This is a genomic window from Mesorhizobium maamorense (assembly GCF_044998965.1).
Taxonomy (GTDB): domain Bacteria; phylum Pseudomonadota; class Alphaproteobacteria; order Rhizobiales; family Rhizobiaceae; genus Mesorhizobium.
Genome location: NZ_CP173356.1, coordinates 2,501,728 through 2,522,633, shown reverse-complemented (window position 1 = coordinate 2,522,633; position 20,906 = coordinate 2,501,728). Strand labels below are relative to the sequence as shown.

Below are 20,906 nucleotides of genomic sequence, written 5' to 3'. Positions count from 1 at the left end.
TCTGCCTCGCTGCGCTGGTCTGCATTTTGTCCGGAATGCGTCCGGTGGACATGTACATGTACGCCCCAAGAATTCGTTGTTGCACCGTTAACCCGAATTGGTTCTAGCTGGATGCACTGACTATTCGGGGAGGACATCCATGAACAATCTGCGTTTGAAAGCACTGCTGGGGGCAGGGTGCTTTTCGCTGGCTTTGCTGGGGACGGCAATGAGCTCGGCACATGCCGGCGGCCTGGAACGTGGCGGCTACGATATCGACCTGCTGTTTGATCCGGCGCCGTTCGCGACGGACGCGGAAGCGACCTATGTGATGCCGGACCGTAAGTACGAGAATGCGCGTGGTCCCGGCGGAGCCAATCTCGGCCTTGGTACCTCGGCCGACGGAGCCGAGGGCTATTGGGTACCGCGCATAGGAATGAAGGCCCAGGTTGTGCAGGGCGTCGACTGCATGGTCGATTATTCGCAGCCTTGGGGCGCGCATACCGCACCAGGTATGTGGAACGGAGCGCTTTCTAACGTCGAGACTGATATCAAGAGCAACAATTACGCCGGCACCTGTTCCTACAAGTTTGATGCTGGCAAGGGCCAGCTCCGCTTTATCGGCGGGTTGTTCTATCAGGACATTTCAGGCTTCAAGGAAAGCTTGGTCGGTTTTACTCCCCTCGGACAACCGCTGCTTGGTCGTGTCGATCTGGAGGCTAACGGTTGGGGCTGGCGCGCCGGCGTTGCCTACGAAATCCCTGATATCGCGCTCCGCGCCAGCTTGGTCTACAATTCGAAGGTCAAGCTAGACAACATTTCGGGCACACTCACCTTACCAGCTATTCTTGGAGGTTCTCGGCCGATCTATGGCGCAGAGGAGTCGATGCCGGATTCGCTGGAACTGAAACTGCAGTCCGGTATTGCGCCTGACTGGCTGGCCTTCGGCTCAATCAAGTGGGTCAACTGGAGCGTGCTGCAGAGCGTTCCGATCTGTCCAACAATTGCGCCTGGGGCGGCTTGCTTCACGAACGGCCCGGGTCAGGTGACGTCGCTCGACCTGATGTATCGTGACGGCTGGACCGTTTCAGGTGGTATCGGCCACAAGTTCAATGATCAATGGAGTGCCGCCGGTCAATTGACCTGGGATCGTGGCACCTCGCATGGCTATGGTGCGCAGACCGATACGTGGACCCTGGGCGGCGGCGTCGCCTATACGCCGCAGCCCAACATCGAAGTGCGGCTCGCTGGAGCGGTCGGCGTTTTGACCAGCGGCCACTCGGGGACATTGGCTGGGGAGAACGGCTATGTTGCAGGCGAGGATGCCAGCTATGATTTCGGGAATGATCTGATCACGGCGATCTCTGGTGGTGTGAAGATCAAGTTCTAAGTCTCTGTAAAATCAAATGAAAGGCCGGGCAATGCCCGGCCTTTTTCGTTCCGGGGCTGTGGCCGAGCCTGTCGGCCCCAGGGCTGCGGTGCAGATAAACCGCACCATGTCGTTGTGATGTTTTGGCAACACTTTCTGAACAACCCCTGCACTAGAAGTCAGGCCGACGAAATTGCCCATTTCCCGCCATAAACCCGGCGCACCTCGATCTTGTCTCGGGACACGCGCCAAAAGGCTCGGCGATGGGAGCAGGCCGCACCGCCCTCTTGCGAGGAAGATGTGGGGCAAGGAAGAGTATGGACGCCAAAGTCATCTCCAAGGCTAAGCTCCCCAGCCGCTATGTGACCGTCGGTCCGGCGCGTGCGCCGCATCGCTCCTATCTCTATGCCATGGGCCTGTCGGCGGCCGAGATCGCACAGCCGCTGGTCGGCGTCGCCTCCTGCTGGAACGAAGCGGCGCCCTGCAACATTTCGCTGATGCGCCAGGCGCAAGTGGTCAAGAAGGGCGTCGCGGCCGCCAACGGCACGCCGCGCGAATTCTGCACCATCACCGTCACCGACGGCATCGCCATGGGCCACCAGGGCATGAAGTCGTCGCTGGTGTCGCGGGAGGTCATCGCCGATTCGGTCGAGCTCACCATGCGCGGGCATTGCTACGACGCGCTGGTCGGGCTCGCCGGCTGCGACAAGTCGCTGCCCGGCATGATGATGGCCATGGTGCGGCTCAACGTGCCGTCGATCTTCATCTATGGCGGCTCGATCCTGCCCGGCAGCTACCGCGGCCGCCAGATCACCGTGCAGGATGTGTTCGAAGCGGTCGGCCAGCACTCGGTCGGCACGATCGGCGATGCCGAACTGCTTGAAATCGAGCAGGCCGCCTGTCCCTCGGCCGGCTCCTGCGGCGCCCAGTTCACCGCCAACACGATGGCGACCGTGGCCGAGGCGATCGGTCTGGCACTGCCCTATTCCTGCGGCGCGCCGGCGCCTTATGAAATGCGCGATCGTTTCAACTTCGCCTCCGGCGAAAAGATCATGGAACTGATCGCCAGGAACATCCGGCCGCGCGACATCGTCACGCTGAAAGCACTGGAGAACGCGGCGACGGTGGTTTCGGCCACCGGCGGCTCGACCAATGCGGCGCTGCATTTGCCGGCCATAGCGCATGAGGCCGGCATCAAGTTCGACCTGTTCGATGTCGCCCGGATTTTCGAGAAGACGCCATACATCGCCGACCTCAAGCCCGGCGGCAAATATGTCGCCAAGGACATGTTCGAGGCCGGCGGCATTCCGCTGTTGATGAAGACGCTGCTCGACCACGGCTACCTGCATGGCGACTGCCTGACGGTCACCGGCCGCACTTTGGCCGAAAATATGGAGCATGTTGCCTGGAATGAACACCAGGATGTGGTCCGCCCCGCCGACAGACCCATTACCCAAACCGGCGGTGTCGTGGGCTTGAAGGGAAACCTTGCCCCCGAAGGCGCGATCGTGAAGGTCGCGGGCATGACGGAGTTGAAGTTCTCCGGCCCGGCGCGCTGCTTCGATTCGGAAGAGGAATGTTTCGAAGCGGTGACGCATCGCAACTACCGGGAAGGCGAAGTTCTCGTCATCCGCTACGAAGGGCCGCGCGGCGGACCTGGCATGCGCGAGATGCTGTCGACGACGGCGGCACTCTACGGCCAGGGCATGGGTGGCAAGGTGGCGCTGATCACAGACGGCCGCTTCTCGGGCGCGACGCGCGGCTTCTGCATCGGCCATGTCGGGCCCGAGGCCGCCGTTGGCGGTCCGATTGGCCTCATCCGGGACGGCGATGTGATCTCCATCGATGCCGTGAACGGCACGATCGATGTGGCGTTGTCCGATAGGGAACTGGCTGCGAGGGCAAAGAGTTGGAAGGCGCGCACAACCGACTATCAGTCCGGCGCGATATGGAAATACGCACAGACGGTAGGGTCCGCCCGCGACGGCGCGGTCACCCATCCGGGCGGTGCGAAAGAAACACACTGCTATGCGGACATCTGAGTTGTTGAGGTCGTCTGTCCTTCCGGCACTGGTCGCGTTAGCGATCTTTGGCGCCGTCGGCCAGGCCATGGCCTTCGACGACAAGGTGTTCGACGACAAGACCGGCGTGAAGCCGCAGTCGAGCCCCTGGGCGGTGTTCCAGTTCGGCTTCTCCGCCTACAAGAACGGCCACAAGGAACAGGCCGCGGAGGCCTATAAATACGCCGCCGAGAACGGCCAGATCGGCGCCACCTGGAAGCTTGCCCGCATGTATGCCGAGGGTGATGGCGTGGCGCGTGACGATTACGAGGCGTTCAAGTTCTTTTCGGAGATCGTCGATCAGGACGTCGAGCCCGGCTCACCGGAAGAAAGCTACGTTTCCGACGCGCTGGTGGCGCTGGGCGACTATTTGCGCAAGGGCATTCCCGGCAGCCCGGTGACCGAGAACGAAGTGGCGGCCCAGGAATATTACATGCGCGCCGCCGCCAACTACCGCAACCCGAATGCCCAGTTCGAGATGGGGCAGATGTTCCTGAAGGGCGAGGGCGGCGTGAAGGCCAGCGTCAAGCAGGCCGGGCGCTGGTTCCAGCTCGCCGCCGAAAAAGGCCATGCCGGCGCGCAGGCGACGCTCGGCCATCTGTTGTTCCAGAGCGGCAAGATCGTGCGCGGCCTGGCGATGATGACGGCAGCACTCGAACGTGCGGCGCCCGCCGACCAGCCCTGGATCCGCGGCATGCAGGAGGAGGCCTTTGCCGCCGCCGGCGAAGCCGACCGCCGCACAGCGATCTCGCTCGCTGACGACATCCTGACCAAGGGCAACAGCGCCGATCAGTAAGGATGATCTCCCCACGAGGAGATCGCTAATCAGACATTAATTCTCGGTCGGCTCCGCCGGCACCATGCTGGGAGCCGGCGCCGAGATCGGCGTCATCCGCCGGTGCGGCGCCAGCGTGTCTTGCGGGCAGCTGTCCCCGACTTTCGTCCATGAGGTGTTGTTGAGCACCATCTCGCAGCGGGCGAGGTGGCTCTTGTCGGCGATCGTCAGACAGGCGACCTGGCCGACCGGGTAGGATTTTCCATTGGCAAGACATTCCTCGGCGGCGAAAGCCGCCGCAGGGACGGCGATAGCGAATGCCAGGCCGATCGGACAAAGGACAAGTCGTATGGTCATGGGAACCCCAGCCGCCATGATGATCTTCCATCATGCGCCTGATTGTGGCGATACGAGGTCCAGCGCGGGCCCGGGGTCTCCCTCAGGCCGGCAGCAAATCGAGATCGATGGCCACCGGCACGTGGTCGGACGGTTTTTCCCAGGCGCGCACATGCTTTTCGATCGAGGCCGATGAAAACCGGTTGGCGGCCTCGGGCGACAGCAGCAGGTGGTCGATGCGGATGCCGTTGTTCTTCTGCCAGGCGCCGGCCTGGTAGTCCCAGAAGGTGAAGGTGTCGCCCGCATCGGTGACCGAACGCACTGCTTCGGTGAAGCCGAGATTCTTCAGCCTGCGGAACGCCTGCCGCGTCTGCGGCTGGAACAGCGCATCATTCAGCCAGTTCTCCGGGAACTTCGCGTCGACAGGTTCGGGAATGACGTTGTAGTCACCGGCCAGCACCAGGGCTTCCTCCAACCTCAGCCGCTCCTCGGCCCAGCGCTCCAGCCGTGCCATCCAGGACAGCTTGTAGGAGAATTTCCTCCTCGTCATCGATCGGATTGCCGTTCGGCAGATAGAGCGAGGCGACGCGCAATGCGCCCTTGTCGGTCGAGAACACGCCTTCGATGAAGCGCGCATGCTCGTCGGCGTCGTCGCCGGGCAGACCTCTGATGACCTCGTCGAAGCGCAATTTCGACAGCAGGGCGACGCCGTTGAAACCCTTCTGGCCGTGGGTTTCCACATTGTAGCCAAGCGCCTCGATCTCGGCGCGCGGGAACTGCTCGTCGACCGTCTTGATCTCCTTGCAGGCAGACGATGTCGGGGGCGCTTTCGGTCAGCCAATGGGTGAGATTGCCGATGCGGGCGCGAATGCCGTTGATGTTCCAGGTGACGATCTTCATGGCGGCCTCAATGTTCTTCCGGGGCAAGACGTTCGACCAGGCCGATCGTATTGCCTGCGGGATCCTTTAGAAAGGCCATCCACTCGCTTTCCCCCGCCGGACCGAACTGGCCCTCGGTGTCGCGATGAACAAGCGTTGGAGCCGCGGTGAAGGGAACGCCCGCAGCTTTCGCGCCGGCGTGGAAATCCTCGAGACCTGATATGTCGAGATAGACGGTTCCGGCCGGAATGCCGTCGGTGAACAGCAGCCGCACGCTGCCGGCCATGATGAAGGCGATGCCCGGCGGATCGTAACGCACATGCACGCTCATCCCGAGCACGTCGCACCAGAAGGCCAGGGTCGCGTCGAGGTCTCGCCCGGCCGAGAGCGCGACCTGACGAACCGCGCCAATGGCAGGCATGTTGTTCCTAAAAGGAGAAGCTTGTGCCGCAGCCGCAGGAGGCGACCGCATTCGGGTTGCGGATCTGGAACGACTGGCCCATCAGGTCGTCGACGAAATCAATCACCGACCCGCCCATATAGACCAGCGACAGATCATCGATCAGAACCGTGGCGCCGTCCTTCTCGATGGCGACATCGTCGTCGTTGCGCGCGTCGACCAGATCGAACTTGTAGGAAAAGCCGGAGCAGCCGCCGCCTTCGACGGAAACGCGCAACGCCGTCTTGCCGGCCTCGTCCGACACAATCTTGGCGATCCGCCTTGCGGCGGCATCGGTCATCTCGACTTTCATGGCGGTCTTGGCATCCGCGCCCATGGGCGTCACCTTGCTTTCCGTTTCACATGATAGGTATGAAGCGCGAAGGGCCAAGTCAACCGGCCATAATCTGGCGGCCATAGTCTAGCGGCCAAAGTCAGGCGGCCAAAGTCAGGCGGCATCGACCATGACTAACGAGTTGGGCGACATCGGATTCGGCTATAGGCCCCGCGCGGCCTATGCCAGCGATCCGGCGCGCTCGCGCGGGCGCCTGTTCGAAGAGGTCGAAAGCCCGACCCGTACGCCGTTCCAGCGCGACCGCGACCGCATCATCCATTCCACCGCGTTCCGCCGGCTGAAACACAAGACGCAGGTCTTCATCGCCCATGAAGGCGATCATTACCGTACCCGGCTGACCCATTCGATCGAGGTGGCGCAGATCGCACGCGCCCTGGCGCGGGCGCTGCGCGGTGACGAGGATCTGGCTGAAGCGGTGGCGCTGGTGCATGATTTCGGCCACACGCCCTTCGGCCACACCGGCGAGGACGCCCTCAACGAGAAGATGGCTGATTGGGGCGGCTTCGACCACAACGCGCAATCGCTTCGCATCGTGACAAGGCTGGAAGCGCGTTACGCCGAGTTCGACGGGCTGAACCTGACCTGGGAAACGCTGGAAGGCCTGGTCAAGCACAATGGTCCGCTGACCGATGCCAACGGCAAGGGCCTGAAGGGTCCGGTGCCGCAGGCGATCCGCGACTATTCGGAACTGCACGACCTCGAGCTCGACCGGTTCGCCGGCATCGAGGCGCAGTGTGCTGCGATCGCCGACGACATCGCCTACAACACGCACGACATCGACGACGGCCTGAGGGCGGGGCTGCTGACGCTGGACATGCTGAAGGCCGTCTCGCTGCCGGGCACCATCCTGGAGGCGGTGCGCGCGCGCTATCCCAATCTCGACGAGGTGCGCACCGGCCACGAGCTGATGCGGCGCCAGATCACCGCCATGGTCGAGGACGTGATCAGGTCGACCACCGCCAATCTGGAACGCACCGGGCCGCGGAGCGCCGATGCGGTGAGGGCGGCGGGCGAGACGATGGTGACCTTTTCCGCCGAAATGGCCGTCGCCGAGAAAGAGCTGAAGGCCTTTCTCTACAAGCACCTCTACCGGCACAAGGAAGTCATGCGCGTGCGCGCCGATGCGGAGCGGATCGTCAGGGACCTGTTCGACGTCTATTTCGCCGACCCGCGCGCCATGCCGGACGGCTGGCGCGAGGGGCTCGACCGGGCCGAGGATCGCATCAAGGCGCGCAGCGTGGCCGACTTCCTAGCGGGGATGACCGACACCTACGCGCTGAAGGAACACCGGCGTTTGTTTGACCATACGCCGGATTTGAGCTAGGGCGGGCTCGATTTTGCCGGCCAACAAGCCGGATTCCCTGCAAAGCCGCCAGAGTCATACCCATGAACATCTTCGCCGACTTCACCGCGCGAATCATAAAAGCCGTCGAAGCGCTTGATCTGAAAGACAGTGACGGTGTTTCGCCCGATCTGTCGCGCATCGCCGTCGAGCCGCCGCGCGATGCCAGCCATGGCGATCTCGCGACCAATGCGGCGATGGTGCTGGCCAAGCCCACCGGCCAGAACCCGCGGGCGCTGGCTGAGCGCCTGGCGCTCGCGCTGCGGGACGACAAGGATGTCGCGGCCGCGGAGGTCGCGGGCCCGGGCTTCGTCAATTTGCGGCTCAGGGACGGTTTTTGGCAGGCACATCTCACGACGCTTCTGGGCGAGGGCCGCAACTACGGCCGCTCCAGCATCGGCGGCGGCAGGAAGGCCAATGTCGAATATGTATCGGCCAACCCGACGGGACCAATGCATGTCGGCCATTGCCGTGGCGCCGTGGTTGGCGATGCGCTTGCCAATCTGATGGCCTTTGCCGGTTACGACGTGATCAAGGAATATGTCATCAACGACGCCGGCTCGCAGATCGACGTCCTCGGGCGCTCGGCGATGCTGCGTTATCGCGAAGCGCTTGGCGACGAGGTCGGCGAGATCCCGGCCGGGCTCTATCCAGGCGACTATCTGGTCCCGGTCGGGCAGGCGCTGGCCAAGGAATTCGGCCGGTCCTTGCTGCAGATGCCGGACGAAGAGGCGCTCGCCATCGTCAAGGACCGCACCATCGACGCGATGATGGCGATGATCCGCGAGGATCTGGCGCTGCTCAACGTGCATCATGACGTGTTCTTCTCCGAGCGCACGCTGCACGCCGACAATGCCAGGAAGATCCGCTCGGCGATAAACGACCTGACGCTGAAGGGCCATATCTACAAAGGCAAGCTGCCGCCGCCCAAGGGCGAGAGGCCGGACGACTGGGAAGATCGCGAACAGACCCTGTTCCGTTCGACGGCGGTCGGCGACGACATGGACCGGGCGCTGGTCAAGTCGGATGGTTCGTTCACCTATTTCGCCGCCGACGTCGCCTATCTCAAGGACAAGGTCGATCGCGGCTTCGTCGAACTGATCTACGTGCTCGGCGCCGATCATGGCGGCTATGTCAAGCGGCTGGAAGCGCTGGCGCGGGCGATCGCCGGCGACGAGGTGAAGCTCACGGTTCTTCTGTGCAACCTGGTAAAGCTGTTTCGCGATGGCGAGCCGGTGCGCATGTCCAAGCGGTCCGGCGATTTCGTGACGCTGCGCGAAGTGGTGGAGGAAGTCGGCCGCGACCCCATCCGCTTCATGATGCTCTATCGCAAGAACGATGCGCCGCTCGATTTCGACTTCGCCAAGGTGACCGAGCAGTCCAAGGACAATCCGGTATTCTATGTGCAGTACGCTTCGGCGCGCTGCCATTCGGTATTCCGGCAGGCGAGCGAGCAGTTGGGAGAGGCCAATTTCGATCGCAACAGTCTGGCGGCTGCCGTGGCGTTGCTGACCGACGAAGGCGAGATCGGCCTGATCAGGAAACTCGCTGAATATCCACGGTTGATCGAGTCGGCGGCACTTGCGCTCGAACCGCATCGGCTGGCATTCTACCTCTACGATCTGGCCTCAAGCTTCCACGGGCACTGGAACCGCGGCACCGATAATCCGGACTTACGTTTTGTTAAGGTTAACGACCGACAATTGACGCATGCCAGACTAGGGCTGGTGCAGGCTGTTTCGGATGTCTTGACGTCCGGCCTGACGCTGATCGGCGCCGCGGCGCCCACCGAAATGCGTTAGGTTTGACTAAAAAACCTGTCACCTTTTGCCCACATTGCGCTGGTAAGGGCCAACCCTGCGCGACGTCCATGGCGTCCGAATGAGTGCGAGTTCGGGAACAATAATGGCAGACAGAACCCAGCTGAGAATAGCCGACAACAACGACATCGCCAACGATGATCCGTTCGCGGAACTGACCAGGATCATGGGGTTCGACCCGCGCCAGCCGGTCAAGCCACAGGCGCCCGCCCAACCGAAAGCCGCCGCTGATCAGCAGGCGCAGGAGGTCGATTTCGACATCGATCTCGAAAAGGAGTTGATGGGCGACTTCGACTTTGCCGAAGGCAACGCCGCGACGGTCGCCGATGTTGATGAGCCGGCGTTCGACGCCGCCGCTACCGACGGCATGGATGACGAACTCGCCATGGCGTTCGACGACATGCAGCTCGACGATGAGCATGGTGCCGACGACGCTGTTGCCGAGGCCGCGCCAACCGTCGATACCGCTTTCGATACGGATTTCGACGATGCGGTAGCCAGCTCTCTCGATGGCGTTTCGCCGCTCGATGACGATCTGCCCATGGCGGACGAGCTTGCGGCATCGCTCGATCAGGACTTCCGGCTTGATGACGCGACCGATGCGGCCGAGCCCGCCTTGGCCGCCGAAGTGGCGGAGCCTGTCGCGGAGCCTACCGTCGACCATGAATTCGACGATGGCTTTGCCCTTTCGCTCGAAGACGAACTGATGCTCGATGGTCACGTGGCGGAGCAGCAGCCTGAAGCGGCCGCGGCTCCGGTCGAGCCTCCCGTCGAGGCGGCGCTGAACGCGAACCATGCGGTTTCCGAAGAGGATTTTGGCGATCGCTTTGAGGACGCCACGGCTTTCGACGACGGGCTGGCGGATATCGATTTCGATCTGGCTGCCGATCACTCGGTCGCGACCGATGCGCCCGTGGCTGCGGAGACGGATGCGCTTGACGCGCATGACGTGACCGCCGAGACGGCAGATGCGCACGAAATGGAGGACGTGTTCGCCGAGGCGACGGATGCGGAAGGCGAGGCGGCAGACCTGGCCGCCGATGAGCCGCTGGACAATGCTTTCGAGCAGGATTTCAACGACGCGCTTGCCGAAGCGACGGACGAGCCGGCCGCTGAGCCTGTGGCTGCCCCCGTTCATCCGGCCGCCCCGGCTATGGCCGAACCGGTGCATGCCGCCGCCGACGAGCGTAGCCTTGAAGACGAGTTGAACGCGCTGTTGGGCGCCATGAGCGCACGCTCGGCGCCGGTGGCCGAGGAGGAGGTAGCGGTTCAGCAGCCTGTCGCCGCGACCGCGAAACCCGACGAAGAACCGGCGGCCGGTGACCTCGACTGGAACCTGGACGAACCTGCGGCGACGCAGCAGCATCAGGCGGTCTCGACCGCTGACGTCGATCTTGACGATCTCATGCTCGATGAGCTTCAGGACCAGGACCTCGGCGCGCATGCCACTGTCTCTGAAGACGATGATTTCGAAGCGGAACTCGCCGCAAGCATCGACCTGGCCGAAGGAATCGACCGGGATGAAGACCTCGCCGCGGATTCCGCCGCGCCGGAAACTTTCCGCGACGATCCCCTCGATTGGCTGACGACGCAGTCCACTCCGCCCGAGCCGGCCCGCTCGTGGAGCCGGGTTACGCCGGTCCCGCAGCCGCAACAGGCGAGTTTTACCGCCCAGCCGATGGCTTCGGCGGCCCCCATGGCGGCGCCGGCTGCCGCGATCCCGACCTATCGTGCGGCTGAGCCTGCCGCTTATGCGGCGCCGGCCGCCGCGCAGCGCGAGCAGTCCGCGTTCGATGACGAGATGCCTGACGTCGAGACCGTCGATGTGCCGGAGCGCGTCGTGGCGCTTCAGGATGATCTCGACATTCCGGAATTGCACTTCGAAGAGGACGAGCCGGCCGCGCCCGGCTACGACGATCTCGACGCCGAATTCTCCAATCTGCTGACCGAGATGAATACAGTGGATGTCGCTGCGGCTCCCGCAAACGCCAGCGCGCCCTATGCCGACGGCTCCTACAATCCCGGCTTCAAGTCGGGATACGATGCCTTTGAACAGGGCTATGAGGCTCTCAAGCCGGGCTATGAGACGCTCAAGCCAGGCTATGAGGGGCTCAAGCCGGGCTATCAGCCCGAGGCGCGCACCTACGCGGCACGGCCAGCGGAAATGTCTGCCCGCGCGACAGCGCCGGCGGGTTATGCCGACGCCACCAATGGCTTCGACGTCGACGACTTGCCCGGCAGCCAGCCGGTTTCACAGGCCGACGATTTTGCCGTCGACGAGCTCGACTACGATCCCGAGCTGGACGAGGCGATGTCGGTTCCTGGTCTCGCCGAACGCGAGGCCGGCGGGTCGCCGCGCAGGCGCGGCCTGCTCATCGCCGCCATTGTCGGTGCAGTCGTTGTCACCGGAGGCCTCGGCGCCTTCGCGCTGTCTCCGGGCGGCCAGGGCGGCAGTGACGCCCCGGTCCTGGTCAAGGCGGACAATGCACCGATCAAGGTCAAGCCGGAAAACCCGGGCGGCGCCGTGGTGCCGAACCAGGACAACAAGGTCTATGACGCGGTCGCCAAGGGCGCCAAGCCCGCCGAGCCGGTCCAGCAGAAGCTCGTCACCAATGTCGAGGAACCGGTCGATGTGGCGGCGAAAGATCCGGCTCGCGCCGTCGATCTCTCGCCCGACCAGACCGCAGCCGACGCGACCGACGGCGACGGCGGCGATGCTCCAACCGCCGTTGCGGCGCCAGCCGATAACGCCGCGCCCGCAGCCAAGTCCGAGGACCGCATCGCGCAGGTCCTCCAGGATGCCGACAAGGGAACGAATCCCGACGTCGTCGCCGTGGCGCCGCGCAAGGTCAGGACCATGGTGGTCAAATCGGACGGGTCGCTGGTGCCGCGTGAGGATCCGGCGCCCGCCGCACCGAAAGTGGCTGCCGTGGAGCCGGTCGATCCGGCGCCGCAACATGTCGCGCCGTCGGCTCAGGCTGATGCTGACCAGACCGGCACGGTGGCGCCGGACGCCGCGCAGGCGGACGATGAGCCAGCCCTAAAACCGGTGGCCGAGCCCAAGGCGGAAGCCAAGGCCCAGTCGGCCAACACGCCGGCCAAGGTTCCGGTCGCGCCGCAGCGCCCGTCCGACCAGCCGGTCGACGTGGTCGGCGAGGTCAAGCCCGATCAGGTTGCCTCCATCAGTCCGGCGGCGCCCTCGACCGGCGGCGGTTCGTGGTCGATGCAGATCGCCTCGCAGCCGACGGTCGAAAGCGCGCAGTCGACCTATCAGGATCTGCAGCGCCGCTACGGTGGCGTGCTTTCCGGCCGCACCGCCAACATCGTCAAGGCGGAGATCGCCGGCAAGGGGACTTTCTACCGCGTCCGCGTGCCTGCGCAGTCGCGCAACGATGCCATCAATCTGTGCACCAGCTACAAGGCTGCCGGCGGCAACTGCTTCGTGTCGAGGTAGTCATTCACCTCCCGTGTCGGAGGAGAGCAGTTTGAAAACCGGCGCGGCCTCAACGCCGCGCCGTTTTCTTTTTGCACTTTTCGACGTGATTCCCTTTGGCCGCGGAAGATTCTGAACTCGTCGGCATGACCGAATCAAAATCCATGATCCTCGGCTGTGCCGGGAAATCGCTCACCCGCGAAGAAATCAGTTTCTATCGCAATGAATGCCCGTGGGCCTTCATCCTGTTTGCCCGCAACATCAGCGAGACCGAGCAGATCCGCGATCTGGTCGCCGAGATGCGCGACTGCATCGGACGCCCGGACGCGCTGGTGTTCATCGACCAGGAAGGCGGCAGGGTGCAGCGGCTGCGGCCGCCGCTGGCGCCGAACTATCCAGCCGGCGGCGCGCTCGGTGCGCTGTGGCGCGACGACCATGACGCCGGAGGCCGCGCCGCCTGGCTGATGGCGCGGCTGCACGCTTTCGACCTTCTGCGCTACGGCATCACGGCGGATTGCCTGCCGGTGCTCGACGTGCCGATCGAAGGGGCGAGCGACGTCATCGGCGCGCGCGCCTATGGCAAGGAGCCGCGCCCGGTCATCGAGCTCGGCCGCGCCGCGGCGGAAGGCCTGATGTCTGGCGGCGTGCTGCCGGTCATGAAGCATATTCCCGGCCATGGCCGGGCTTTCGCGGACACGCATTTCGAACTGCCTGTCGTCGACGCTTCGATGAGCGAGCTGCAGCGGCACGATTTTGCGCCGTTCAGGGAACTCAACCACCTGCCGATGGCCATGACCGCGCATGTCGTCTACAGCGCGATCGACCCGAAAAACCCGGCAACCACCTCCGGCAAGGTCATCGACGAGATCATTCGCCGCGAGATCGGCTTCGATGGGCTGCTGATGAGCGACGACACCTCGATGAAGGCACTTTCTGGGGATTTCCCGACAAAGGCGGCCTCGATCCTTGCGGCCGGCTGCGATCTGGTCCTTCACTGCAACGGCGTTTTCGAGGAGATGGCGGGCATCGCATCGCGAACCAAAGGGCTTGAGGGCAAGTCGCTTGAGCGCGCAAACCGGGCAATGACCTATATAGAAAAACGCGACGCGGCTGAAGAAACCGAGATACGCGCCGAATTCGCCACCTATTTCGATGCGGTGGCCTGACAGAGGGAAGAACGGGACGTGGCGGAAGCATTGGAAAGCAAGGCCGGGAAGGCCGCACCGATGGACCGCCTGTGGGCCGAAAGCGATGATACCCGGCTGACCGGCGATCCGTCGCTGGTCGTCGACGTCGCAGGATCTCGAAGGCCCGCTCGATCTTCTGCTGCATCTTGCCCGCAACCAGAAGGTCGATCTCGCGCGCATCTCCATCCTGGCGCTCGCCGAGCAGTATTTGGCCTTCGTCGAGACGGCGAGGGCGCTGAGACTTGAGCTCGCCGCGGATTATCTGGTGATGGCGGCGTGGCTCGCCTTCCTCAAATCGAAGCTTTTGATCCCGAAGCAGCCGGGCGAGGAAGGCGAAAGCGGCGAGGAACTGGCGGCGGTGCTGCAATTCCGGCTCAAGCGGCTGGAAGCCATGCGCGATGCATCGGCGCGGCTGGTCAACCGGAACCGGCTCGGCCGCGACGTGTTCGCGCGCGGCATGCCGGAAATGGTCATCATCGAGAGGCGCAATGCCTATTCGGCGTCGCTCTACGATCTGCTCACCGCCTATGCCCAGCAGCGGCAGAAGCAGGCAATCACCAATGTCACGATCGCCAGGCGCGGCGTCTGGTCGCTCAAGGACGCCCGCGACATCCTGACAAGGCTGATCGGATCGCTGCGGGACTGGACGGCGCTCGATAGTTTTCTCATCCAATATCTGTCCAGCCCGGAAGAGCGGCGCACCGCGATCGCCAGCTCGTTCGCGGCGACACTGGAACTCGTGCGCGAGGGCAAGATGGATGTGCGGCAGGACGAGGTGTTCGCGCCGATCTATCTGCGCGATCACCGCGCACCGGCAATCAAGGCAGTCGAGGTGGCATCATGAGCGAACGCGCCAACGCTTCGGTTGTCCCGTTCAAGGTGGACAACGAACCGGAGGAGGGCGAGGTCGACCAGGCTTCGGTTCAGAATCCGGCCCAGAATCCGGCGCAGAATCCCGCCGAGCGGCTGCATATGGCGGAGGCGGTACGCATGGCCGAGGCGATCGTTTTCGCCAGTGCCGAGCCGGTCAGCGAAAAGCAGTTGGCCGCGCGCCTTCCCGATGGCATCAACATCGCGCTCGCGATGGCCGAGCTGCAGCAGATCTATGCGCGGCGCGGCGTCAACCTGGTGCGGGTCGGCGATGCCTGGGCGTTTCGCACGGCCGGCGATCTCGCCTTCCTGATGAGCCGTGACACCGTGCAACAGCGCAAGCTGTCGCGCGCGGCGCTCGAAGTGCTGGCGATCATCGCCTACCACCAGCCGGTGACGCGCGCCGAGATCGAGGACATCAGAGGCGTCGAAACTTCGAAGGGCACGCTGGATACACTCTTGGAGACGGAATGGGTGCGCATGCGCGGCCGGCGCAAAACGCCCGGCCGTCCCGTGACCTATGGCACCACCGAAACCTTCCTCGACCATTTCGCGCTCGAGGAGATCCGCGATCTCCCCGGCATGGAGGAGTTGAAGGGCGCCGGCCTGCTTTCGGGCCGCATGCCGTCGAATTTCTCCATTCCGCTGCCGCCGGCCGACCCGGATGCGCTGACCGAGGACGAGGATCCGCTGACCGATATCGATCTCGAGGAACTCGGCCTGCTGACGCCGCGCGTCACGGAAGATTGACCGCAAGCCTCTGTTCCTGGAGGCTTTCCCGGGCTAGATGCGCCGATAGGTAGCGGACCGCATCGCCGAAAATGCGTGACATCCGACACCCTTTCATAAACTCTGTCGCGGTTGTGTTTGAATCCCAACGCGAAAACGCATAGATCATCGCCAGGGAAACCATTCGAGAGAGAGTTGCTATGGGTTCATTTTCGATTTGGCACTGGATGATCGTGCTGGTCATCGTGCTTCTGGTGTTCGGCCGCGGCAAGATACCCGAGCTGATGGGCGACATGGCCAAGGGCATCAAGAGCTTCAAGAAGGGCATGGCGGACGACGACGTTGCCGACGACAAGCGTACCGTCGAACATCGCGCCGACGAAACCGTTTCGGCAGCGAAGGAAAAGGCCAGCAAGAGCTGAGCCAAGGGTTGTTGCTTTGTGCGTGTCGTTGTCCCAGAACCGCTTCGCACTTTTGGGCGGCATGCATTAGTCGGAACGGATAGCCATGTTTGAAGTCGGCTGGACCGAAATGCTGGTGATCGCGATCGTTATGATCGTGGTCGTCGGGCCGAAGGATTTGCCCAACATGCTGCGCACCTTCGGCCGCACGACGGCGAAGCTGCGTGCCATGGCGGCCGATTTCCAGAAGCAGTTCAACGAGGCGCTGAAGGAAGCGGAGCTCGACGACGTCAAGAAATCGGTCGACGAGCTAAGGGGGCTCAGCCCGGTTGCCGAGATCAGGAAACAGCTCAATCCGTTCGAGCAGGCGGCCGCCGATGTACGTTCCGGCGTCGACGCGGCGATGAAGCCGAAGCTGGCCGTCGATACGGCAGCGCCCGCCGGCTCGGTGCCGCAGGCGGCCGAACCGTTGAAGAACGGCGCGACCACCATGCCGGGGCCCACTGAACCCGATACCGCGCCGGCGGCGGCGATCTTCCCAGTCATGACCGATGAATCGGTGGTGGCGTCCTCAGCGCCGACAGAGCTGGCGCCAAAGACACCTGCGGCAGGGAAAGCGGCCAAGCCCGCCAAGGCTTCGGCGAACGGCGCGAAAGCTTCCACGCCTGCGAAAGCGGCGACCGCCAAACCCGCGCCAGCACCCAAAGCGCCGGCGAAGCCCGTGGCGGCGTCAAAGGCTGCCAAACCGGCAGCAGCCAAGGCGGCGACGACCAAGGCCGAGGCGAAACCGGCTCCAGCGAAGAAGCCAGTGGCCAAAAAGACGGCGGGAGCCGCCAAGTGAGCGTTTCGGACAAGGAAAAGGACGAGATCGAGAAATCCTCGGCGCCGCTGATGGAGCATCTCATCGAGTTGCGCCGCCGGCTGATCTGGTCGCTCGGCGGCTTCTTCGCCGCGTTCCTGGTCTGCTTCTTCTTCGCCAAGAAGCTGTTCAACCTACTTGTCGTGCCATTCAAATGGGCGACGCAATGGGCGGGGCTCGACCCGCACAAGGTCGAGCTGATCTATACCGCGCCGCAGGAATTCTTCTTCACGCAGGTCAAGCTCGCCATGTTCGGCGGCATGGTGATCGCCTTTCCGCTGATCGCCACGCAGATCTACAAGTTCATCGCGCCCGGCCTCTACAAGAACGAACGCAACGCCTTCCTGCCGTTCCTGATCGCGTCGCCAATCCTGTTCCTGATGGGCGCCTCGCTGGTCTATTTCTTCTTCACGCCGATGGTGATGTGGTTTTTCCTCGCCATGCAGCAGTCGGGCACCAACGACCAGGTGCAGATCTCGCTGCTGCCGAAGGTGTCGGAATATCTCAGCCTGATCATGACGCTGATCTTCTCCTTCGGCCTGGTATTCCAACTGCCGGTGGTGACCAGCCTGATGACGCGCGTCGGCATGCTGTCATCCAAGGCGCTGGCCGAGAAGCGCAAATGGGCGATCGTCATCGCCTTCGTCGTCGCGGCGGTGCTGACGCCGCCCGACCCGATGAGCCAGATCGGCCTCGCCATCCCGACCATCCTGCTCTACGAGGTCGCCATCTGGTCGGCGCGGATGATTGAACGCAGCCAGGAGCGCGAGCGCCTGGCGCGGGAGAAGCAGCAATCCGAGGAAGAGGTGGCGGAAAAGCCGGCAGACGCATCCTCCACATAGGGCAGGCGCGTCGCCCCTGCGGGCTGCCGGCCTCGGAATCGGTGCGCGGCCCGGTGCCGATAGGAATTTTTTCTTGACTTGGTGCCCGCCGCTATGGTACATATTCGGTTATGGTGCTGATTTGCGCCAACGACCCGCCGCCGAGGCGGGTTTTTTATTTCTGGACTGTCGCGCTATCCCTCACCACTCGAAAGCGGGCTCGCGGCCCCTGCCGTCAGCAAGCCCGATCTTGCATCGATCAGAGATGCGGTTTACCCCCTGGCCTGAAACGCATCGCGAAAACCCACGATGCGTTTCGGGCTTTATTCTTGGGCATATCGTAGCGCAAACCGCCGCGCGCTTTGGGCGGCAAGCTACCGCAGGAGCTTTCAGACCATGCTTGACATCAAATGGATTCGCGACAACCCGAAGGCCCTTGTCGAGGCGCTGGTCAAGCGCTCGTGGTCGGTCGAGGAAGCGCAGTCCACCGTCGATGACCTGATCGCCAGGGACGAGGCGCGGCGCGAACATGTCACCGAGCTGCAGACCAAGCAGGAACGCCGCAACGCCGCCTCGAAAGAGATCGGCAATGCCATGCGTTCGGGCGATGCCGCCCTTGCCGAAAAACTGAAAGCCGAAGTCGGCGAGATAAAAACCTTCATCCAGAACGGCGAGGCGCGCGAGCGCGAGCTCGACAAGGCGCTGAACGACGCGCTGGCGGTGCTGCCCAATGTGCCGCTCGACGATGTGCCGGTCGGCAAGGACGAGCACGACAACGTGGTCAAGCATATCATCGGCAAGGTGCCGACCCGCCCGAACTGGGTGAAGGAGCATTTCGAGATCGGCGAAGCGCTCGGCATGATGGATTTCGAGCGTGCGGCAAAGCTGTCGGGCTCGCGCTTCACCGTGCTGAAGAGCGGGCTGGCACGGATGGAACGCGCGATCGGCCAGTTCATGCTCGACCTGCACACGACCGAGCATGGCTATGAGGAAGTCATCCCGCCGCTGATGGTCAAGGACGATGTTCTTTTCGGCACCAACCAGCTGCCGAAGTTCGAGGAGGATCTGTTCTTCACGCCGCATGGAGATGGCAGGCTTGGCCTGATCCCCACCGCCGAAGTGCCGCTCACCAACCTCGTGCGCGAGGAGATCACCGCCCATGAGAAACTGCCGCTGCGCTACACCGCGCTGACGCCGTGCTTCCGCTCGGAGGCCGGCTCGGCAGGGCGCGACACGCGCGGCATGCTGCGCCAGCACCAGTTCTACAAGGTCGAGCTGGTGTCGATCACCGATCAGGAGTCCTCGCTCGCCGAACATGAGCGGATGACCGAGTGTGCCGAGGAGGTGCTGAAGCGGCTCGAATTGCCGTTCCGCACCATGGTGCTGTGCACCGGCGACATGGGTTTTGGCGCGCGAAAAACCTATGACATCGAGGTGTGGCTGCCCGGCCAGAACGCCTATCGCGAGATCTCGTCCTGCTCTGTCTGCGGCGATTTCCAGGCCAGGCGCATGGACGCCCGCTACAAGGACAAGGACGGCAAGGGCAACCGCTTCGTCCATACGCTGAACGGCTCAGGCACGGCTGTCGGGCGCGCACTTATCGCCGTCATCGAAAACTACCAGAACGAGGATGGCAGCGTAACCATTCCTGAAGTGCTGCGGCCTTATATGGGCGGGCTGGAAAAGATCGAATCGAAATAATGCGTATTCTCCTGACCAATGACGACGGCATTCATGCCGAGGGCCTGGCGTCGCTCGAGCGCGTCGCGCGCACATTGTCCGACGATGTCTGGGTGGTGGCGCCGGAGCAGGACCAGTCCGGCTATGCGCACTCGCTGTCGATCTCGGAGCCGCTGCGGCTGAGGAAAATCGGCGAGAAGCACTTTGCCGTGCGCGGCACGCCGACCGACTGCGTCATCATGGGCGTGAAGAAGATTCTGCCCGGCGCGCCCGACCTGATCCTGTCGGGCATCAATTCCGGCGCCAACATCGCTGACGACGTCACCTATTCGGGAACCGTCGCCGGCGCGATGGAGGGCGCGTTGCTCGGCATACGCTCGATCGCGCTCAGCCAGGGCTACAGCACTATCGGCGAGGACCGCGTCGTTCCCTACGAGACCACCGAGGCGCTGGCGCCGGCGCTGCTCAAGAAACTCGTCGCGACGCCGCTGCCGGACGGCGTGCTGCTCAACGTCAATTTTCCGAACTGCCTGCCTGAAGAGATCGCCGGCACGGTGGTCACCTCGCAGGGCAAGCTCGTACACAGCCTGTGGGTCGAGGAACGCCGCGACGGGCGCGGGCTGCCGTACTACTGGCTGCGCTTCGGCCGCGAACCCGTCGAGGGCAAGCAGGGCACCGACCTTTTTGCGCTGCGCAATCGCCTGGTGTCGGTGACGCCGTTGCAGCTCGACCTCACAGCGCATGAGATTCGTGACCAGCTGAGCAAGGCCCTTGCATGAACCTGCCGATCGATGACCGAGAAGGATTTGCCGCCTTCCTGCTGCGCCTGCGCGGCAGGGGGACCGTGCCGAAGGCGCTGATCGCGGCCTTCGAGGCGACACCGCGGCGCGGCTTCCTGGCCGCCCAATTCCATTCCATCGCCTGGTCGGACCGCATGCTGCCGATCGAATGCGGCGAAGCGATCGAGGGCGCGGACATGCAGGCGGCGGTGATCGCCGCACTCGCCATCGAAGTCGGGAATCGCGTGCTCGAGATCGGTACCGGCTCCGGTTATACGGCAGCGGTGATGTCGCGCCTGTCAGGCCGGGTTGTCACCATCGACCGATACAAGACGCTGGTCGAACAGGCGCGGCAGCGCTTCGAGGCGCTCGGCATCGGCAACGTCATCGCGCGCCAGGTGGATGGTTCCTCCGGTTTGGCCGCAGAAGGCCCGTTCGACCGGATCGTCGCCTGGGCCGCCTTCGACAGCCTGCCGCGTTTCCTGCTCGACCAGTTGTCGAGCGGCGGCATCGTGATCGCGCCGATCGGACCGGAGGAGGGCGAGCAGGTGCTGGCCAAGCTCACCAAGGTCGGCAGCCGTTTCGAGCGCGAGGATATCGGCCTCGTGCGCCTGCAGCCGGTATTGCGCAGCCTGGCGGCCGTTATCTAGGGATTGTCCATGTCAGCCGGCCTGCAACGGCGGCTGCGCGTGCCTCTATATGGGCAGTCTGGGCGGCCTCAAATATTTTAAGAAATTTTGCGTCTGATTCTAAGGGGTTAACCGACCAGTAACATTAACGCGCTTTAATCCTG

Annotated in this window: 19 protein-coding genes and 1 pseudogene; 16 read left to right on the top strand and 4 right to left on the bottom strand. The window is 63.6% G+C overall.

Annotation, left to right across the window (positions count from 1 at the left end):
* The first annotated feature begins 139 nt into the window (after positions 1-139).
* The 3 genes from ACIU1A_RS12940 (at position 140) to ACIU1A_RS12930 (ending at position 4,204) form a co-directional block, all read left to right on the top strand.
* Positions 140-1,369, top strand: a complete 1,230-nt coding sequence (locus ACIU1A_RS12940; RefSeq protein WP_140495753.1) for an OmpP1/FadL family transporter — start codon at positions 140-142, stop codon at positions 1,367-1,369.
* Positions 1,370-1,665: 296 nt separating this feature from the next.
* Entirely contained in the window at positions 1,666-3,390 is a 1,725-nt protein-coding gene (ilvD, locus tag ACIU1A_RS12935; RefSeq protein ID WP_140638959.1) for a dihydroxy-acid dehydratase, read from the top strand.
* Entirely contained in the window at positions 3,377-4,204 is an 828-nt protein-coding gene (locus ACIU1A_RS12930; protein ID WP_140517142.1) for a tetratricopeptide repeat protein, read from the top strand. The genes ilvD and ACIU1A_RS12930 overlap by 14 nt, the downstream gene beginning before the upstream one ends.
* Positions 4,205-4,240: 36 nt before the next feature.
* Here ACIU1A_RS12930 and ACIU1A_RS12925 read toward each other — a convergent pair whose 3' ends face one another.
* Together ACIU1A_RS12925 and ACIU1A_RS12920 are read right to left on the bottom strand one after the other, a co-directional pair.
* On the bottom strand, positions 4,241-4,558 hold the full coding sequence (locus ACIU1A_RS12925; RefSeq protein WP_140564102.1) for a hypothetical protein: 318 nt from the start codon (positions 4,556-4,558) through the stop codon (positions 4,241-4,243).
* 64 nt (positions 4,559-4,622) lie between these two features.
* The gene (locus ACIU1A_RS12920) at positions 4,623-5,156 is read right to left on the bottom strand and encodes an exodeoxyribonuclease III (protein WP_404927448.1); all 534 of its coding nucleotides are present in this window, start codon (positions 5,154-5,156) and stop codon (positions 4,623-4,625) included.
* Between ACIU1A_RS12920 and ACIU1A_RS12915 the strand changes: the two genes are divergently transcribed.
* Positions 5,155-5,367 (top strand): hypothetical protein, encoded by a 213-nt coding sequence (locus ACIU1A_RS12915; protein WP_404927447.1) that lies wholly within the window; start codon positions 5,155-5,157, stop codon positions 5,365-5,367. The two genes, ACIU1A_RS12920 and ACIU1A_RS12915, sit on opposite strands and share 2 nt — an antisense overlap.
* A gap of 59 nt (positions 5,368-5,426) precedes the next feature.
* On the opposite strand, the gene ACIU1A_RS12910 is transcribed toward ACIU1A_RS12915, so the two are convergent.
* Positions 5,427-5,819 carry a VOC family protein gene (locus tag ACIU1A_RS12910; protein ID WP_404927446.1) on the bottom strand — a complete coding sequence of 131 codons (393 nt, stop codon included), beginning with the start codon at positions 5,817-5,819 and terminating at the stop codon, positions 5,427-5,429.
* A 7-nt stretch (positions 5,820-5,826) separates the two neighbouring features.
* Positions 5,827-6,174, bottom strand: a complete 348-nt coding sequence (erpA, locus tag ACIU1A_RS12905; RefSeq protein ID WP_404927445.1) for an iron-sulfur cluster insertion protein ErpA — start codon at positions 6,172-6,174, stop codon at positions 5,827-5,829.
* A 127-nt stretch (positions 6,175-6,301) separates the two neighbouring features.
* On the opposite strand from erpA, the gene ACIU1A_RS12900 reads away from it, so the two are divergent.
* The 12 genes and pseudogenes from ACIU1A_RS12900 (at position 6,302) to ACIU1A_RS12845 (ending at position 20,763) form a co-directional block, all read left to right on the top strand.
* Positions 6,302-7,516, top strand: a complete 1,215-nt coding sequence (locus ACIU1A_RS12900) for a deoxyguanosinetriphosphate triphosphohydrolase (protein ID WP_404927444.1) — start codon at positions 6,302-6,304, stop codon at positions 7,514-7,516.
* A 62-nt stretch (positions 7,517-7,578) separates the two neighbouring features.
* Positions 7,579-9,336, top strand: coding sequence for an arginine--tRNA ligase (gene argS, locus ACIU1A_RS12895; RefSeq protein ID WP_404927443.1), 1,758 nt, complete (start codon positions 7,579-7,581; stop codon positions 9,334-9,336).
* Between the two features lie 103 nt (positions 9,337-9,439).
* Positions 9,440-12,808 (top strand): SPOR domain-containing protein, encoded by a 3,369-nt coding sequence (locus tag ACIU1A_RS12890; RefSeq protein WP_404927442.1) that lies wholly within the window; start codon positions 9,440-9,442, stop codon positions 12,806-12,808.
* Between the two features lie 125 nt (positions 12,809-12,933).
* Positions 12,934-13,953: a beta-N-acetylhexosaminidase gene (gene nagZ / locus ACIU1A_RS12885; protein WP_404927441.1), complete on the top strand. Its 1,020-nt coding sequence runs from the start codon at positions 12,934-12,936 to the stop codon at positions 13,951-13,953.
* Positions 13,954-14,013: 60 nt separating this feature from the next.
* Positions 14,014-14,818 (top strand): annotated as a pseudogene (locus tag ACIU1A_RS12880) (segregation and condensation protein A).
* Complete coding sequence (gene scpB, locus ACIU1A_RS12875; protein ID WP_404927440.1) at positions 14,815-15,594, top strand: SMC-Scp complex subunit ScpB; 780 nt, start codon at positions 14,815-14,817, stop codon at positions 15,592-15,594. The pseudogene ACIU1A_RS12880 and the gene scpB overlap by 4 nt, the downstream one beginning before the upstream one ends.
* Before the next feature lie 179 nt (positions 15,595-15,773).
* Positions 15,774-15,995: a twin-arginine translocase TatA/TatE family subunit gene (locus ACIU1A_RS12870; protein ID WP_015317533.1), complete on the top strand. Its 222-nt coding sequence runs from the start codon at positions 15,774-15,776 to the stop codon at positions 15,993-15,995.
* A gap of 85 nt (positions 15,996-16,080) precedes the next feature.
* On the top strand, positions 16,081-16,815 hold the full coding sequence (tatB, locus tag ACIU1A_RS12865) for a Sec-independent protein translocase protein TatB (protein WP_404927439.1): 735 nt from the start codon (positions 16,081-16,083) through the stop codon (positions 16,813-16,815).
* Entirely contained in the window at positions 16,812-17,675 is an 864-nt protein-coding gene (tatC, locus tag ACIU1A_RS12860; protein WP_140495766.1) for a twin-arginine translocase subunit TatC, read from the top strand. Before tatB ends, tatC begins: the two co-directional genes overlap by 4 nt.
* 375 nt (positions 17,676-18,050) lie before the next feature.
* A complete protein-coding gene (gene serS / locus ACIU1A_RS12855) occupies positions 18,051-19,355 on the top strand; it encodes a serine--tRNA ligase (RefSeq protein WP_140517124.1) in 1,305 nt (434 codons plus the stop codon).
* Complete coding sequence (gene surE, locus ACIU1A_RS12850) at positions 19,355-20,113, top strand: 5'/3'-nucleotidase SurE (RefSeq protein ID WP_404927438.1); 759 nt, start codon at positions 19,355-19,357, stop codon at positions 20,111-20,113. The genes serS and surE overlap by 1 nt, the downstream gene beginning before the upstream one ends.
* Positions 20,110-20,763 (top strand): protein-L-isoaspartate(D-aspartate) O-methyltransferase, encoded by a 654-nt coding sequence (locus ACIU1A_RS12845; RefSeq protein ID WP_140495769.1) that lies wholly within the window; start codon positions 20,110-20,112, stop codon positions 20,761-20,763. Before surE ends, ACIU1A_RS12845 begins: the two co-directional genes overlap by 4 nt.
* Positions 20,764-20,906: the final 143 nt, after the last annotated feature.